The following is a 16,858-nucleotide window of genomic DNA, read 5'->3' as shown; positions in this document are numbered from 1 at the left end:
TTTGTAAAAACTAACTAATCTGTATCTATTGGAGTGTTACTCTAAGAACTTTAAAGATATTAGGATAGATATAGCCTTTTACTCTCTTCCTTCATTAGAGGGCGAGTATCAGTTGAGTATGAATGCTGAGTATGAAAATATATCAAAAAACCATGCTCAAAGGGTGAGAGTAGAGTAATTGAGCATTAAAAGAGCATTAGAGAGTGAAGGCTGAAGTATTGATAATATGTCGAGTTCGCGTAACCTGCAAGAAACTCACTTAAACCGTGCCCGCGCTAGTCTCAGACAGGCGCTATCTTGGTATGGATATCTTCGTAAATCAGGACAGCTTTCATCTAACCCAGAATTGGCAGGTTTGCTGAAACCAGAATTAGAAACTCTTAACTCCACACTCAACAAACTAGACTCTAACGTGATTAGAATTGCCGCCTTTGGTTTGGTGAGTCGTGGTAAGTCAGCAGTTTTAAATGCTTTACTGGGAGACAAGATTCTCCAAACTGGCCCCTTGAATGGTGTCACCCAATGGCCTCGTTCGGTACGCTGGCAACCAGGAAATAAAGTATTAGTGGAGTTAATTGATACACCTGGATTAGATGAAATTGAGGGTGAATCACGGGCAGACATGGCACGAGAAGTAGTGCGTCAAGCCGATTTGATTTTGTTTGTTGTCTCTGGTGATATTACGCGCACTGAGTATCAAGCATTGCTGGAATTAAGGCGATCGCAAAAACCCTTAATTTTGGTGTTTAACAAAATAGACCTGTATCCAGATACAGACAAGGCCGCAATTTACGAAAATTTGCAGCAACTAGGTGCAGGACATTCCCCAGCAAAACCTCTACTACCTGATGAAATTGTCATGGTGGCGGCTGAACCAGCACCAATGGAAGTGCGGGTTGAATGGCCTGATGGTCGCGTCACCTATGAATGGGAAACACCACCACCCCAAGTGGACGAACTCAAGCAGACAATTTTGAACATTCTCAATCGCGAAGGGCGATCGCTTTTAGCTTTAAATGCACTCATCCAAGCACGAGACGCAGAAGAGGCCATCGCCCAAAAAACCATCGACCTACGCCAACAAGAAGCCGAAGACATCATCTGGCAATTTACCAAATACAAAGCTTTGGCAGTAGCCTTAAATCCGATTGCCTTTTTAGATATCCTTGGCGGAACTGTTGCCGATTTGGCTTTAATCCGCGCTTTGGCGCGTTTGTATGGCTTACCAATGACTAGTTATGAAGCAGGGAAAATTCTCAAAACGATTTTGTTGAGTTCTGGTGGCTTACTTTTGGGAGAATTAGGTAGTAGCTTGCTGTTGGGTTTGGGCAAGAGTACAGCGGCCATCGCCAGTGGTGACAATCCGACAAATATTACAGCTTTTGCCGGTAGTGCGATCGCCCAAGCTGGTGTCGCCGGTTATGGCGCATACTCCGTTGGCAAAGCGGCTCAAATCTATCTCGAAAAAGGCTGCACCTGGGGACAGTTAGGCGCTAGCAGCGTCATTCAAGAAATTCTCTCTCAAGTTGACCAAAACACAATTCTGTATCGTTTGCAACAAGAATTGGGTATGAAGTATTGAGAATAAATAATAATTGTTTCTCATTTGTTGCCCTTTATAAGCGTTTATCAACTTCTATCAAACTCTTCTGACAATCGATACTCAATTTCCGATCCCCATGCAAGATTTAGAACATGACCATCTTTGCTAGTTGTTGCAAGTAACAGAAAATGCCATAGCTTTTTCTAGCAAAGATCGCCAGAGGGTAAACCCCACTCAAGTTTGCTCAAAAAATGACGGTGTTTACACCACTTAATTTTGGCAAGCGTATCTAAACTGTAAATATTGAGCTTTCTAAGGTCATTAGAATCTCTGCCGTTGATTTATATCCTTGAAAATATAAGGTGAAAGCGACATGACAACAACCTTAAACGTAAATCAAGCTACTGTGGCTACAACTCTTGAGCAAACGATTTTAGAAGCCATTAGTGAAGCTCGTACAGCCTGTGAGTTAAATGGCAGTGATTCTGCTAATTGTGCCGTAGCTTGGGATATCGTCGAAGAATTGCAAGCGGAAAAATCTCATCAAAATCAAGCAAAACAAAACAAAACCTCTTTGGAAAACTATTGCGATCGCCATCCTGATTCCGTAGAGTGTCTAATATACGACGTTTAGTAAGATAGAATTCAGAATTCAGGAGTCAGAATTCAGTATGAATTCTGTATGACTGATAAATATGTAAGTTTTAGTCCCCACTAAATCTTTCGCGCCGCATTCCGCAGTCAAGATTTAGTGGTTTTCAATTTATTCTGACTTCTGACTTCTTCTTTAAGATTTCCGCAAATCAACTGTTGCTGATTGCACAACGTTCTTAATCGCCTCTAAATCAGGCGTTGATATTTCACTTTCCATCGCCACCCATAGGAGAAATTCGATATTTCCAGCCGGGCCAGTAATCGGCGACCAAGTTAAGCCTTTGTATTTCCATCCTAATTTTTGAGCCGCTTGCAAAACTTGGAAAATAGCGTCAGCTTGGTCGTTAGGATCGCGCACAACTCCTTTTTTTCCCACACGGGATTTACCGACTTCAAACTGTGGCTTAACTAACAATACAGCTTCCCGGCTAGGTTGAGTTAGTTCCCATAAAGCAGGCAGAATTTTTGTTAAGGAAATAAACGATACATCCACTACAGCTAAATCAGGAATCGCGTCATTTTCGCCATACAAATCATTTGGTCGTAGCTGTCGTAAATTGGTGCGTTCGCGCAAAATTACCCGCGAATCATTTCTTAAGAGCCAGTCAACTTGTCCGTAGCCAACATCAATACCATAAACTAGTTTCGCCCCAGCTTTTAACAAACAATCAGTAAAGCCACCCGTAGAAATTCCACCATCTAAACAAACGCGACCAGCAACGGGAATGGCGAACGCTGTTAAAGCTTTGGAGAGTTTTTCACCACCTCTAGACACAAAAGGCGATCGCTCTTTAATATTTATTTGAGCTGTAATATCAACTTCTGTACCAGGTTTATCAACTACCTGCTGATTAACAGTAACTTCTCCCGCCTGAATTAACCTCTGTGCCAAAGCGCGAGAAGAACATAAATTTAAATCTACTAATAATGTATCGAGTCGTTGTTTAACCAATTAACTAGACTCTCCTGGTAAGATTAAAGCCAAAGCACGATTAATAATTTCTTCTCGGTTAACCAGCTTTTCTAATTCTTCCACTTCATAACGACCTTCTTCTACTTCTAGAGAAGCCTCATTACTGGCATTTAAATAGGCTTCTGCTAAGATTTCTAACAATTCTTCTGGCACCAGATAATAGCCTCCAGCTTGACGCCGCTTATTTTCCCGCTGAATTTCCAGAACCGAATTCCGAATCGAGACTTCCCAAGAGCGAGTCGTGCGATTTTCAGCTTGTTGTTTAATTAGATGTAACAAGAGAATCACTGCATAGCTACGAATCGTCTTGATTATGTCATTCCGGCTCATTTCCTCTAATTCTTCCACTATAATCAAAGCTGCTTGAATATCGCCTTGAAGAAGCAAGTCTTTCAAAGTTAATAATTCTTCCATAATCACCGCCTCAAACATCGGCAACTTCCATAGCAATCTTAAATCATTGGTGAAAACTTAGATCGCCAACTTAGTTGAGGATACTTTTGGCAAATCAGGGAGCATATTCCACTACCACGATTTTTCACTATTGAAACAGATTGTAGAAACGTTGCAATGGAACGTCTCTAACTTTCAGTGGATAAATTTTGTAAATACTGCAACTATCTGAAGGCTGAATTTTAAAAATTTCTATATTTGAGGCTTTAAAGTTATATTTTCTTGTCAAAATCAACACATTTTTTTATTTTGCTTTAAAATCAGGCCTATATAGCAAATCAAAAATTCTTGACAAAATTTGGTGAAGGTGCAGGAGTGAAATTTCTGCATTCAAACCTAATATTTAAAACAGGAGATGGGCTAAGATGACACAGCAAAATGCTGCCCGACTTTTTGAAGCCGTCAAGCGAGATCAAGCATTACAAGAGAAGCTGAAAGCAACAGCTAATCCCGAAGCTTTTATCAAGATTGCTCGCGAGCGTGGCTATGAATTCACCCTTGAAGAATTAGACAGAGAAATCGACAAATTGTCAGAAGAAGATTTAGCAGCCATTGTCAACCCAGGATGGGGAACTAGACGCCACCTTAATCCTAGATGATTGCTACTTTAGAAAACTTCAAGTATGGGAACAACTGAATTTTCTAAGCAAGTTATAAATCAAAACAATAGCATGGTTGTTGATACTCAAGAACCATGCTATTTTTATTGCTTGGGTTTTGACAATTCGCAACTTGCGTAGGCGTAGCTCGCAGCAGGCATCGCTCTAACTTCTTGCTTCTTCGAGAATACACAACTGAAAATAATTAAGATACAGCAAAATCAGTGTATTGCCGTAGTTCGGCTGGATGGAAACCCAAAACAATATCTTCGCGCGGGATACCAGCTTCCAATAATGCCTCCGCTACTGGCTGGGAAGTTCCATCATATTGAATCCAAACTTTATTGTTAATAATATCTACATGTACCACCGAACCATGTACGCGCCGCACACCATCCCAACCGATATGTAACACTTCGTAATGGTCTCGTTGTGAGTCAATGACAGCTTCCGTCTCTATTTGACCATTAGCAGGTTTGTGACTAGCATATTCAAATATCAACTGACGAAGAATTTCACGATAGTGAGTTAGCTTATCCATTTGATAATCCTCTCTAGTTGCTCGTCAAAGACAATTAGTTTGATTCCTATGGTATTAAGAATTAGCTGACCAAAGCGTTCGGAAAAGATACCTTCGTAAACTCGTTTGGGAACTGCTAAATAAAGCTGGCGTTTTGGCTCTAATTCTTTAAGCACAGTGCGATATATTTCATACTGTCCGACTGCTTCTTGCAGGTCACTCACTGGAGATAAACTCAAAAAACTTTTGATTTCAACAGCTATTTTTTCATTATCCCTCTGGGCAGCAATAGTAACTCTTTCTGCTCCAATATCTACGTAAAGTTCTCTACCTCCATAAGCAAGATACAAAGGATCGTTAGTTATTGTCCAACCATCTGCTGTAAGCGCTTTAATGACTGCATCATGGTAAATATCTCTAGCAGGCATTAGTCGAAAACAACTCCAAAAACACAGCTTTAATGTAGCAAAATTATTTTACAAAGGTGCGATCGCCAATTTGAAACAGCAAATTGAGGTTTGATAAAAAAGCGATCGCACTTTAATTTTCCAGAGCGATCGCTATTTATAATTCTTGTAGGGTAGGTATATTGTCCGCCCTAAAATCTAAATATCGATCTCGCTCAACTCGCGTGTGATGTGATCGAATGGTTCATCTACAAAAGCAGTATCAGCCACACCTGCTGCTGCCACTTGTTCCTTAGCTAAATCCTTGAGTATCTGCACACCGCGAACCGTCGGCCCGATAGGTACTCCTAAAGAGTTGTAAGTTTCCCGCAGACCTTGTAGCACTCGCTCATCTAACACATTTGTGTTGCCAGCAACCAGCGCATAAGTGGCGTAGCGCAAGTAATAATCTAAATCCCGTAAACAAGCCGCATAACGACGGGTTGTATAGGAATTTCCACCGGGACGAATCAGTTCCGGCAGTTCTTCGTATAACTTTAAACCAGCCTGCTTGACAAGCCCAGCAGCATTAGAATTGATCGCCGCAGCTGCTTGTACTCGTGCTGTACCACTATCAAAGTAAGACTTTAGACTATCAAGTGCATTCCGGTCAAAATACCGACCAGCCACGTCATAATTCTTAATTAAACTTGTTACCGCATCGCGCATTCCTTTTTCTCCCAATCGTTGCTATCTATGGTTTGATATTTATTTGGCTGCACTTATGCAACAGTAAATTTTTGTGCTATTAAAAATAGATTCGGCACAAAAACAATCTATCCACTACATAAGGATTCTATGCCAAAGTTGACCCCTATGTGATGAACTTTCCAGTTTTGTACAGATGATCCGCGAAAGGTTAATATAACCTGTAATCCAGATATCTGTAACACAAACTACAAAATACCCTAATATCTAGAATTTAAGATATTTCAGGTGTGTCACGGCTTGATTGAGATCAGCAGGGCTAGGATGCTTTGGAAGATTCTGGTTTTACTTTAGGAAATTGGTACAGAAGGAGTAACAATGACAACCCCACAAGAAGTCTTGAAATTAATCCAAGACCAAAAAATTCAGCTGATTGATCTCAAATTCATTGATACAGTAGGGACTTGGCAGCACCTCACTGTGTACTACAACCAAATCGATGAAAGTTCATTCACTGATGGCGTACCTTTTGACGGTTCCAGCATCCGGGGTTGGAAAGCGATCAACGAATCGGACATGACGATGGTACTCGATCCCAACACTGCTTGGATCGACCCATTCATGGAAGTACCAACGCTAAGTATAGTTTGTAGTATTAAGGAACCCCGCACGGGTGAATGGTATAACCGTTGTCCGCGGGTAATTGCTCAAAAAGCAGTAGACTACCTGGTTTCCACTGGTATTGGTGATACAGTCTACTTTGGCCCTGAAGCTGAGTTCTTTATCTTTGACAATGCTAGGTTTGCTCAAACCGCCAACGAAGGCTACTACTTCTTAGACTCCGAAGAAGGTGCTTGGAATTCTGGTAAAGCCGGTACAGCTGAAAAACCCAACTTGGGTTACAAACCACGCTTCAAAGAAGGTTACTTCCCAGTTTCGCCGACGGATTCTTTCCAAGATATCCGTACAGAAATGCTGTTGACAATGGCCGACTTAGGTGTACCCATTGAAAAGCATCACCACGAAGTTGCTACAGGTGGTCAGTGCGAACTAGGTTTCCGCTTTGGGAAGTTGATCGAAGCTGCTGACTGGTTGATGATTTACAAATATGTCATCAAGAACGTTGCCAAAAAACATGGCAAAACCGTCACCTTTATGCCAAAACCCATTTTCGGCGACAACGGTTCGGGAATGCACTGTCACCAGTCCATCTGGAAAGATGGTCAACCTCTGTTTGCAGGTGATAAGTATGCTGGTTTGAGTGAAACAGCACTGTATTACATTGGCGGTCTTCTCAAACACGCACCAGCACTATTGGCAATTACCAACCCTAGTACCAACTCTTACAAGCGACTAGTACCTGGTTATGAAGCACCAGTTAACTTGGCTTACTCCCAAGGTAACCGTTCTGCTTCTATCCGTATTCCTCTGTCTGGCAATAACCCCAAAGCCAAGCGGTTAGAATTCCGTTGTCCAGATGCTACTTCTAACCCCTACTTGGCGTTCGCTGCCATGCTTTGTGCTGGTCTTGATGGCATCAAAAACAAAATAGATCCTGGTTCTCCCTTAGATAAAAATATCTATGAACTCTCTCCAGAAGAACTGGCGAAGGTTCCTTCAACTCCAGGTTCTTTGGAATTGGCCTTAGAAGCACTAGAAAACGACCACGCTTTCTTGACAGAATCAGGCGTCTTCACAGAAGACTTTATCCAAAATTGGATTGACTACAAGCTGGCTAACGAAGTCAAGCAGTTGCAGCTGCGTCCTCATCCCTACGAGTTTTACCTCTATTACGATGCTTAATTGGGGGCTTCCAAATAAAAAACATTCAATTTTTTTGTGGGATGGACATCTTGTCCGTTCATAGCAAAGGGCAGGCAAGACGCCCACCCCATAAGATTGGATAATTTTTCTTGGTAATCCCTTAAGTACCGTATCTAGCTAAAAGTTTCAATTTTGCCACCTTGAAGGGTGGCTTTTTTTCTGAGCTGAACAGCTATTTTTTACTGTTGGGCATTGGGCATTGGGCATAAGCAAAAGGCAAAGGCAAGAATAAAAAACTTCTTCTTTTCCCCCTGCTCCCTGCTCCCTGCTCCTCTGCCCCACTCCCTACTAACTCATAGTGGCATTGCTGCGTCCATAAATCATCCGAGTCGTCGCATCTATCTTCCCTTGAATAGGGTTCCAGTAATGAGATGCTTCTTCAGGAAGACCAAGTTCTTGTGCAGCACGCATCAGCATTGATTGTTGGCGATTCTTGACTTGCTGATGTTCGCGAACCATTAACGCACGAGATTTTTCTGCGATAGACATAACCATAGTCCTCTCTGCTTCTGTAGTGAATATATATTTTTGGGTTCTTTCTTAAATCTAATATAACAGAAAAAACTGTAACATAAGCTACCGTTTTAGATTAATTTTTGGAATTCTGTGTCTGGAATGCGAGTGTTTATCAAATAAAAAGCTTTACTGCAAAGGCTTTTAGCGATTTTATTTTTCAAAATTATTATCCAAAAGCAATAACATCATTTACAAAAGTTTATATTTTCAGGTCTGATACTTAAGCGCAAATTGAGTAATTGGTTTTTTTAACTTTCACCTTTTTCCCTAATCCAGTAGAAATACGGCAGTTACAAAAAACTAAGTTAGGATCGAATGTGAGTTTATAAAACTTTATATAACTTTATGACAGTTACCTACCCACGTAAATTTCAGAATGCTTTGGGTGCGAGGGAAATCTTGAAACAGGTGGTATGCGATCGCCAGATCCATTTAATTACCCTGAATCGCTACCGCTACAGCGAACAACGCAGTTGTAAAGACCTGACTGACTTAATCGAACAGCTCAACGGACAGCCACCAGAACTAGTGCGGGATTTGTCTCGTCACATTAGTGATGAAGCCCGTCATGCCATGTGGTTGACTGATTTACTCGTCGAACTAGGAAGCGATGTTGGAACTCCCCCCGGAACTTCTTATATTGATGAATTCGATCGCCTGCTTGACAAAGACGCTTACGATCCTAAGCGCAACTTAGACGACTGGATGATTGCTGCTCTGACAGCAATTAACATTACCGAAAAACGTGGCTGTGAGTATTTTTCCGCCCACATTTACGCCCTCAAGCAAGCGCCACAAACAGAAGAAAACATCAAAATCCGGCAAACAATTGAAAAAATTTTGCCGGAGGAAGCAGGACATGTGCGCTGGGGTACCCGTTGGTTAGCAGAACTCGCGCGTAAAAGTCCAGAACATCGGCAAAAAATAGAGCAAGCGAAGCGAAAATATACTGCAATTGAACAGGCGGCCTTTGAATCCGGAATGGATATCACCTTGGGAGCCGAACTGCGGCGAGTTGCCAACTTGCTGGAAGTAGCAAATACCATGCCGCTTTGGGAACGTCCTCAGTACCTGATGGAACGCTTACCCCAGACTTTGCTAGCACCTGAGTTGCAGTTTACTAGGATTCAAGTTGCACAAAAAGCTTGGCAGAGCGATCCACAAGCATTTTTCGAGAAGTTTGTGCCCATGTTCCTTAACGGCATCCAGCGAATAGAAGATAATCGTCAGAAGACAACCGTCTGAAGAGAAGGAATAGGGAGTGGGTAGACGCGACGCTAGTCGCTACAACGCTGAAGCAGCGAGGCCTTGGGGAGCCAGTGCGGTCTTTTTGGTTTCCAAAATGAGTAACTTGGTTCCCCCCATGTAGCTTGCTTAAGAGCAGGGGTGCGACTGCCGTGGGAACCCCAGCAACGCGCTGGCTCATTATCCCTTGTCTGTATGGAGTGAGGAGATCGGGAGATAGGGAGTGTGGGGGGTGTCAGAGGTATGGGGAGAATAACATTAACTCCTAACCGGAGCTTCGGAATTTCTGACTTTGCTCAACTGCCAACAGTCATCAGTTAACAGTCAACACTTTCCATACGTATTTTGGCTGACCTCGACTTCTCTAGGAGACGCTACGCGAACGCTACTTCGACTGCGCTCAGCACAAGTCAGTACAAGTGCCCAATCACGGCAGTTGCTCATGGAGAGCCAGCGACGGGTACGCAGGGGGTTTCCCCATGAGCGACTAGTAGTCTGCCAACCCAAAAATGTTAGGTGGGGGCAGGCAGAGGAGCAGGGGTGCAGGGGTGCAGAGGAGAGTTCAATGTGCCTTGTTCTTTCCCCTCTGCCCCTCTGCTCCTCCGCCCCTCTGCCCTTGGAGCTAGCCACCATGCAAAGTTTTCTTGGCGTACTACTAGTGTCCGGCTGTGCCGACTTGAAGCAACTGGCGTGGTAATCCCCTGCATATCCGTCACTGCCTCCTCCACTTGGGGAAACCCCTGCGTACCCGTCACTGCCTCCCCAATGCCCCATGCCCAATTATGTATTGATGTAGTTAACCAGGTACTCAATCTGTGAAAAAACTTATTTGGGAATAAAGAGAAGTTGCCTTAAGGTTGTTCCCCAATTAGCAAAATATCGGAATTAGATGTGTTTTAAATTAATTGATAACCTAAGTAACATCTGTTTCTAAAGCAGTTGAGGATTCAGACGCAGAGCTTCCCAGAAATACGAGTAACAGTTGTGTGACTTTTAATCAGTTGGTGATGCTGTAGATCGAAGCATTTGACTTGATTTGTCTTTTGATTTCCAGCTTTTATGCCAACTATTATATACAGCAAATTGCAGTTGAAATACTAAGCGATCGCTGAAGATTTTCGGATCTTAACTGTACATATCTCTGCCAGAAAAACTGTGAAAAAAGATGTTAGCACAACATCTTGTTTTCTGGTAATTAGTTTTGCAAAAACAGCCATTATCCCACGATAATTAAACAATAGCATAGAAATTTTTGACGAATTTTTGCATCACTTCTCTGCGCCCACTACCGCGATGACGTGGCGCATCATCTGGATTTTGGTCAGATTGTGCCGAGAGCAACTGTTGCCAAGCAGGCATCGAAAACAGCCGATTGTCTTGGAAAGTTGAGCCACTGCGTTGGACGGGTCTCCCGGCTTGTTCGCTCTTAGCGTTCCCGTAGGGTAGCAAGTGGGGTCTGTTTGCCCTTGATATTGCCGAAAGCCGGCGTAGCTTGAGAAAAGTCGCAGAATCGTCTACAGACTTTCTGCTTTGTAAGTGATTGTCCATTGCTTGGCAGTTAGAAGCTAAGGGGCCGAACACCAGACTCGAAACTAAAAGTGAAATGGCAGCACGCATAGCAGATGTCTATTTTGGAACTCTCCACTTCACTGATACTTAGCTTTTCTAGGAATATCCGGACAATTCGTCAAAAAGTATTGTGTTTTACTGAAAATAAACTCCTCTTATCCTTCGTTTAAATGTTCGACTAATAACCAATTACTAAAGTGATTCTGACGGCCCCACACTGTAATTAATTGTTGGTCGGGATAAGAGTGTAACTGTTCGTTGATATGCGATCGCAAAGTCACAAGCTGCCAATTTTGCCTTTGATATGCGGCTGGTGCAGTGACTGTGAATCTGTATTCTTGATGACTCAAGCGGTAGAAAATACCTTGAAAACACTTGTTTTCTGGGATTAATACCTTGTCAAAAGTCGATTCAGAATACCGATCCGTAGATGACCGATGGCAATTGCCACTAGTTGGATAGGCTAGTGGATTATTTAAGTAATACAGTTGGTGATGCAGCCAATCCGAACGATTAGGCGACAGATTAAAAAAAGGTATTATTATTGCCCTTGAGCGGTCATCTTGTAGTAAAGCAGCTTGTAAATCCCTGATAGGTAGATCCCTTGGCTGGCAGTTTAACTCAACACACATCGCCGCTGCCATCCCCGCTGCTTGACCAATGCCCATAACCACAGGTTGTAATCTGGTTGCACCATTGGCAATGTGAGAGACAGAAATATTCTTTTCACAAACCAAGAAACCATCTGTTGTGGCTGGAATTAGGCAACTGTAGGGAATTGTAAAGGGAGTCCCAGTCCAGCGTCCCCCCCATTGGATAGATTTTGGTTGGAGTGGAAATTGAACGCCAGGATAATGATGGTCGTTGGCGTAATTACCAACAGCGATTGCATCATTAAATATAGATGCAACTCTACCCCCAGCAATTGGCAAAATATCCTGTTCTCGGACGGTAGTTAGCCCTACTAAGCGCCGACTTTCTCGGTAATAGGGATGCAGCGCAAAAGCTTTTTGAGTGTGAGGAAATAGTTGTTGTGCTAAACCATAGCGACGGCCAAGTTGATTTTGAATAAAACGGGCAAAATTTTGACTGTGCCAGCGTGATTCTTGGATAAATTCACCTCTGGACACCTCTGACTTTATCAGCCGCTCTACCCCTTGGCCGTAGTCATTGCCACAGATTGGCCAATTTATCATGAAGCGATCGCCAGGCAAACGTCCATAATTTAAAAATGTCTCTGCTCCATAGCCATCCCAAGCACCTGCAAACAGCGACGGGTTTTCGTGAGGAGCAGCTGGAATTTCTGGGGCAATGGCTTCACCAAAATCTTGCATAATCACCACATAAGTTGGCGCTTGCACGGGATATCTTTCGGTTAAAGAGTTAAAGCTTACTGGGGCGCTGGGTTCTCCCCACTCAGATTGCAATTCCCAGCCCCAGCGATAAGGTATGTCAGCTAAAGCTAATAAATCTCCTAATTCTGTACCATCGAGAATAATCTTGGCTGTGACAGCAAAATCAGCAAAGCGCACACCAGTAATAGAATCACCTTGCCGATAAACTTCTAAAGGTACTTGTCCAGAAATCCAGTGCAGATTTGGCAATTCCCCCACCCAATCAGCAAAAATCTCTGCTCCAATGCGGGGATCGTAACTAAAAAAGCTTACCCAACAGTTATCTAATCCTCCTGGTTGTCGATGGCGTAATTCTCGCAAAAACGCACCCCATAAGCCAGTTTGAAAAGCTTCTAATTCATTGCCATCGGGTGCAGGCACTCCCGCACAAGTCAGCATTCCCCCTAACCAAGAAAATTCACTTACGAGAATGGTTTTCGCTCCCCGTCGTGCCGCTTGGATAGCAGCCGCAGTCCCCCCAGTTCCCCCTCCAACAACCAAGACATCAGCTGTATATGTCTGATGAACCATATCCAAATCCTCCACCACAGTTAGCCTGCGAACTTTGTTTGCTATCTAGCTGATTTCTAGCTGTGCTTTTAAGCTATGAGTTTGTCACTTACCTCTAGAAATCAGCTTTTGTCAAGTTTAAATTGATGGGTAAACAAGTTCGTAGTCAAGACTTTAATCCTTGTTTTCTAGGAAAATCGTAGACGCACAGCAGCTTGCCGTAGGCATCTGAGTCTAGAAAAAAGTGCTTACTATAAACCTCAAAAGTACTACTATAATAAAGTATTAAATATTACGTAATATTTTTGATAAAGTACGGAATATTGCATTTTACACAGCTGTATGCAAAGATAAATCCACATAAAATACTAAAAGTCTATCGAATTACCGTATTAAATGCTGTTTAATTTTAAATTTAGCCGATCGCAAATGAAAGCGTTCAGCGAATTTTGATTTGGCAATGAATAAAGGAACTGCAAGAAAAAAATTATCCGGCTTAAATTTGTTGAGAGCTAACAGTTAACTGTCAACATTTAGTAACGAAAAATTACAATTGAATATTTATTATTTCTTAGTCCCTAACTAAAATCAAAATTCAAATTTACTTGAGTGTAAATTACGCTGACAGACTGAAGAAGAAAGAATAATTTAAACTAAAAAACAATGTGGATTGTTAAACTTGCTCTTCGTCGCCCTTACACCTTCGTAATCACTGCCATACTAATTATTGTCTTAGGGGTAGTTACTATTACGCGCATGGCAACGGACATTTTTCCAGAAATTAATATTCCGGTTGTCAGTGTGATTTGGTCTTATGGTGGTGTTTCACCAGAAGAAATGGAACAGCGGATTGTTACAAGCAGCGAACGCTCTATTACAACCACGGTTAATGATATTGAACACATCGAATCACAATCACTCAATGGTGTTAGCGTCATTAAAGTTTTCTTCCAACCAGGAGCAAAAATTGAAGCAGCAGTAGCTCAACTTACCTCTATTACTCAAACAATTCTCCGGGGTTTACCTCCAGGAATTACACCTCCTTTGATAGTTCGCTACAATGCTTCTAATGTGCCAATTCTTCAGCTAAGTGTTAGCAGCACATCACTATCAGAGCAAGAACTTTACGATAACGGCAATAATTTTCTGCGGACTCAGTTAGCGACTGTTCAAGGTGCATCAGTACCGTTACCTTATGGCGGTAAACCTCGGCAAATTATGGTGGATATTGACCCGCAGGCGCTATTTGCCAAAGGTCTTTCAGCTACAGATGTCACTAGTGCTATTACTGCCCAGAATCTTATTTTACCTGCCGGAAATGCAAAATTAGGCGATCGCGAGTACAGTGTTCGCCTCAATAGCAGTCCCCAAGTCCTAGAAGCCTTAAACAATTTACCAATTAAACAGATCAACGGCACTATCATTTATATACGTGATGTCGCCCAAGTTCATGATGGCTTTGCTGTCCAGAACAATATTGTTCGTCGAGATGGGAGGCGTTCTAGCTTATTAACTATCCTCAAAAATGGTGGCGCTTCAACTTTAGATGTTGTAGCTAGAGTCAAAGAAAGACTACCAAAAATTCAAGCTACATTACCCAAAGAATTAGATTTAGATATCCTATTTGACCAATCCATTTTTGTTAAAGCTTCTATCCACGGAGTATTAACCGAAGGATTGATTGCTGCTTGTTTAACTGCCACCATGATTTTATTATTCTTAGGCAGTTGGCGTAGCACTTTAATAGTGGCAATTTCCATTCCTTTATCTATTTTTTGTTCTATCATTGCCCTGCGATTGATGGGACAGACTCTGAATATTATGACCTTGGGAGGTCTATCTCTAGCAGTTGGGATTTTAGTTGATGATGCCACAGTAGAAATTGAAAATATCCATCGTAATTTGGCACAAGGAAAACCTCTAGAACAAGCTATTTTAGATGGCGCACAACAAATAGCTGTTCCAGCTTTCGTTTCCACCTTAGCAATTTGTATTGTTTTTATCCCCATTGTCTTTTTAACTGGAGTATCACAATCGCTATTTATGCCTTTAGGAATGGCGGTTGTTTTTGCTATGCTTGCCTCCTATTTACTCTCGCGTACAGTAGTACCAATGTTGGCAAAGTTTCTGCTTGGTAAGGAACTACATCTTTATACTGAACATGAAAATTTAGCCGACAATGGTCATGCATCTACTCCAATTCGCAAAAAAAATATTTTCTGGCGTATTCACGAGCAATTTAACCGTCAATTTGAAAAATTTCGTCAAAACTATCGAAATACTTTAGCTAAAGCTCTAAATCATCGCCGTGTAGTTTTTGCAATATTTGGTGCTTTTTGGGTAAGTGCTTTAGTTTTACTACCTTTTGTCGGTCAAGACTTTTTTCCTCAAGTAGATGCAGGTCAGTTTCGCTTGCACGTCCGCGCTCCTGCGGGAACCAGACTTGACAGGACAGAAAAGATTTTTACTCAAGTTGAAAATGAAATTCGCAAAGTTATTCCTGAAGAAGAATTAGAAATTATTCTCGACAATATTGGCGTACCTGTAGGTGGGGTAAACCTGGCTTTTAGTGACACAGCAACCATAGGCCCTGGTGATGGAGAAATTCTTGTAGCTCTCAAAGAAGGTCAACATCATTCTACTTGGCAATATGTTAAACAACTACGCCAAAAATTAACCGCGCAATTTCCTGAATTAACCTTCTTTTTCCAACCTGCGGATATAGTAACTCAAATTCTCAATTTTGGTTTACCAGCTCCTATTGATATTCAGGTGATAGGGCCATCTAAAAATCGTCGGGATAACTACAAAATTGCTAAACAAATCAATGAGCAAGTAGCTCAAATCCCTGGAGCAGTTGACGTTCATTTACATCAAGTTGTTGATGCCCCAGAGATACGTATTAATGTAGACCGTTCTCAAGCACAACGTAGCGGTTTAACTCAACGAGATGTTGCCAATAACCTACTTACTTCATTAAGTTCTAGCGGTCAAACATCACCTAATTTTTGGTTAGATCCTATCAAAGGTGTTAGTTATCCAGTAGCAGTACAAGTCCCCCAATATAAACTTAACTCACTGGACAAAATTCAGAGCCTACCTATCACTAACGGTTCCAATTCATCACAACTTTTAAGCAATCTTTCTGTTGTTCAACGTAGTAAAGCACCTGCTGTTGTTAATCATTACAACGTACAGCCTGTTTTTGATGTTTACGCTAATGTTCAAGGTCGCGATTTAGGTGGCGTAGCTAGTGATGTTTATAAAATAGTTGACAAACTTCAAGATAAGTTGCCGCGTGGAACATCAATTATAGTCAAAGGCCAAGTAGAAACGATGAACTCATCTTTTCTAGGATTGGAAGTGGGATTGATATTTGCTATTGGATTAGTTTATTGCCTAATAGTAGTCAATTTCCAATCTTGGATCGATCCATTGATTATTATGATGGCTCTGCCAAATGCTTTAGCAGGAATTGTCTGGATACTATTTGTGACTAACACAACTTTTAGTGTGCCGTCTTTGATGGGTGCAATTATGAGTATCGGAGTTGCCACTGCTAATAGTATTTTGCTTGTTACCTTTGCTAACGAGCAACGTTTGATGGGAGAAAAAGCTGTTTCTGCGGCTTTAGCAGCTGGTTATACCCGTTTGCGTCCAGTATTAATGACTGCTGGAGCTATGATTATGGGGATGTTACCAATGTCTCTGGGTTTAGGAGAAGGTGGCGAACAAAATGCTCCTTTAGGACGTGCTGTAATTGGTGGATTATTAGCAGCAACAGTGGCAACTTTAATTTTTGTACCGGTAATTTACAGTATTTTGCGCCGCAAACAACCCCAAAATTTAGAGGAAGAATTATCTTCTACTATCAAATTAACTGTAGCCAATCGGTAAATTATTCCTGAACAATTAAGAACGCCAAATCTTCTAATAATTTGGCGTTCTGAGAACCGTTTAGATT

15 protein-coding genes are annotated in these 16,858 nt (G+C 41.9%); 6 read left to right on the top strand and 9 right to left on the bottom strand.

What is annotated here, in order from left to right; translation table 11 throughout:
* Positions 1–226 precede the first annotated feature (226 nt).
* On the top strand, positions 227–1,582 hold the full coding sequence (locus tag H6H03_RS27525) for a GTP-binding protein (protein WP_190958232.1): 1,356 nt from the start codon (positions 227–229) through the stop codon (positions 1,580–1,582).
* A 334-nt stretch (positions 1,583–1,916) separates the two neighbouring features.
* The gene (locus tag H6H03_RS27520) at positions 1,917–2,177 is read left to right on the top strand and encodes a Calvin cycle protein CP12 (protein WP_190958231.1); all 261 of its coding nucleotides are present in this window, start codon (positions 1,917–1,919) and stop codon (positions 2,175–2,177) included.
* Between the two features lie 153 nt (positions 2,178–2,330).
* On the opposite strand, the gene H6H03_RS27515 is transcribed toward H6H03_RS27520, so the two are convergent.
* Together H6H03_RS27515 and H6H03_RS27510 are read right to left on the bottom strand one after the other, a co-directional pair.
* Entirely contained in the window at positions 2,331–3,149 is an 819-nt protein-coding gene (locus H6H03_RS27515) for a TlyA family RNA methyltransferase (protein WP_190958230.1), read from the bottom strand.
* A complete protein-coding gene (locus H6H03_RS27510) occupies positions 3,150–3,584 on the bottom strand; it encodes a DUF29 family protein (RefSeq protein WP_190958229.1) in 435 nt (144 codons plus the stop codon).
* Between the two features lie 404 nt (positions 3,585–3,988).
* Between H6H03_RS27510 and H6H03_RS27505 the strand changes: the two genes are divergently transcribed.
* The gene (locus tag H6H03_RS27505; protein WP_190958228.1) at positions 3,989–4,222 is read left to right on the top strand and encodes a Nif11-like leader peptide family natural product precursor; all 234 of its coding nucleotides are present in this window, start codon (positions 3,989–3,991) and stop codon (positions 4,220–4,222) included.
* A 205-nt stretch (positions 4,223–4,427) separates the two neighbouring features.
* On the opposite strand, the gene H6H03_RS27500 is transcribed toward H6H03_RS27505, so the two are convergent.
* From H6H03_RS27500 to apcB, 3 genes are all read right to left on the bottom strand, one after another.
* Complete coding sequence (locus tag H6H03_RS27500; protein ID WP_190958227.1) at positions 4,428–4,763, bottom strand: XisI protein; 336 nt, start codon at positions 4,761–4,763, stop codon at positions 4,428–4,430.
* On the bottom strand, positions 4,751–5,170 hold the full coding sequence (locus tag H6H03_RS27495) for a XisH family protein (RefSeq protein WP_190958226.1): 420 nt from the start codon (positions 5,168–5,170) through the stop codon (positions 4,751–4,753). Before H6H03_RS27495 ends, H6H03_RS27500 begins: the two co-directional genes overlap by 13 nt.
* A gap of 177 nt (positions 5,171–5,347) precedes the next feature.
* Positions 5,348–5,857: an allophycocyanin subunit beta gene (apcB, locus tag H6H03_RS27490; RefSeq protein WP_190958225.1), complete on the bottom strand. Its 510-nt coding sequence runs from the start codon at positions 5,855–5,857 to the stop codon at positions 5,348–5,350.
* Positions 5,858–6,214: 357 nt separating this feature from the next.
* Here apcB and glnA point away from each other — a divergent pair, with 357 nt between their 5' ends.
* A complete protein-coding gene (gene glnA / locus H6H03_RS27485; RefSeq protein WP_190958224.1) occupies positions 6,215–7,639 on the top strand; it encodes a type I glutamate--ammonia ligase in 1,425 nt (474 codons plus the stop codon).
* A 309-nt stretch (positions 7,640–7,948) separates the two neighbouring features.
* Here the strand turns inward: glnA and H6H03_RS27480 are convergent, their stop codons facing one another.
* Positions 7,949–8,149, bottom strand: a complete 201-nt coding sequence (locus H6H03_RS27480; protein WP_073638537.1) for a hypothetical protein — start codon at positions 8,147–8,149, stop codon at positions 7,949–7,951.
* Positions 8,150–8,521: 372 nt separating this feature from the next.
* Between H6H03_RS27480 and H6H03_RS27475 the strand changes: the two genes are divergently transcribed.
* Positions 8,522–9,421: a ferritin-like domain-containing protein gene (locus tag H6H03_RS27475; protein WP_190958223.1), complete on the top strand. Its 900-nt coding sequence runs from the start codon at positions 8,522–8,524 to the stop codon at positions 9,419–9,421.
* A 324-nt stretch (positions 9,422–9,745) separates the two neighbouring features.
* Here the strand turns inward: H6H03_RS27475 and H6H03_RS27470 are convergent, their stop codons facing one another.
* The 3 genes from H6H03_RS27470 to H6H03_RS27460 all read right to left on the bottom strand — a co-directional run bounded on the left by H6H03_RS27470 (position 9,746) and on the right by H6H03_RS27460 (position 12,915).
* Complete coding sequence (locus tag H6H03_RS27470; RefSeq protein ID WP_190958222.1) at positions 9,746–10,195, bottom strand: hypothetical protein; 450 nt, start codon at positions 10,193–10,195, stop codon at positions 9,746–9,748.
* 456 nt (positions 10,196–10,651) lie between these two features.
* Entirely contained in the window at positions 10,652–11,038 is a 387-nt protein-coding gene (gene patX / locus H6H03_RS27465) for a heterocyst-inhibiting protein PatX (protein WP_190958254.1), read from the bottom strand.
* A gap of 107 nt (positions 11,039–11,145) precedes the next feature.
* Positions 11,146–12,915, bottom strand: a complete 1,770-nt coding sequence (locus H6H03_RS27460) for an FAD-dependent oxidoreductase (protein WP_190958221.1) — start codon at positions 12,913–12,915, stop codon at positions 11,146–11,148.
* Positions 12,916–13,557: 642 nt separating this feature from the next.
* Here H6H03_RS27460 and H6H03_RS27455 point away from each other — a divergent pair.
* A complete protein-coding gene (locus H6H03_RS27455; RefSeq protein ID WP_190958220.1) occupies positions 13,558–16,791 on the top strand; it encodes an efflux RND transporter permease subunit in 3,234 nt (1,077 codons plus the stop codon).
* Positions 16,792–16,858 lie beyond the last annotated feature (67 nt).

The organism is Nostoc paludosum FACHB-159, from assembly GCF_014698835.1.
Lineage (GTDB): Bacteria > Cyanobacteriota > Cyanobacteriia > Cyanobacteriales > Nostocaceae > Nostoc > Nostoc paludosum.
This window is presented reverse-complemented; position numbering and strand designations above follow the sequence as displayed.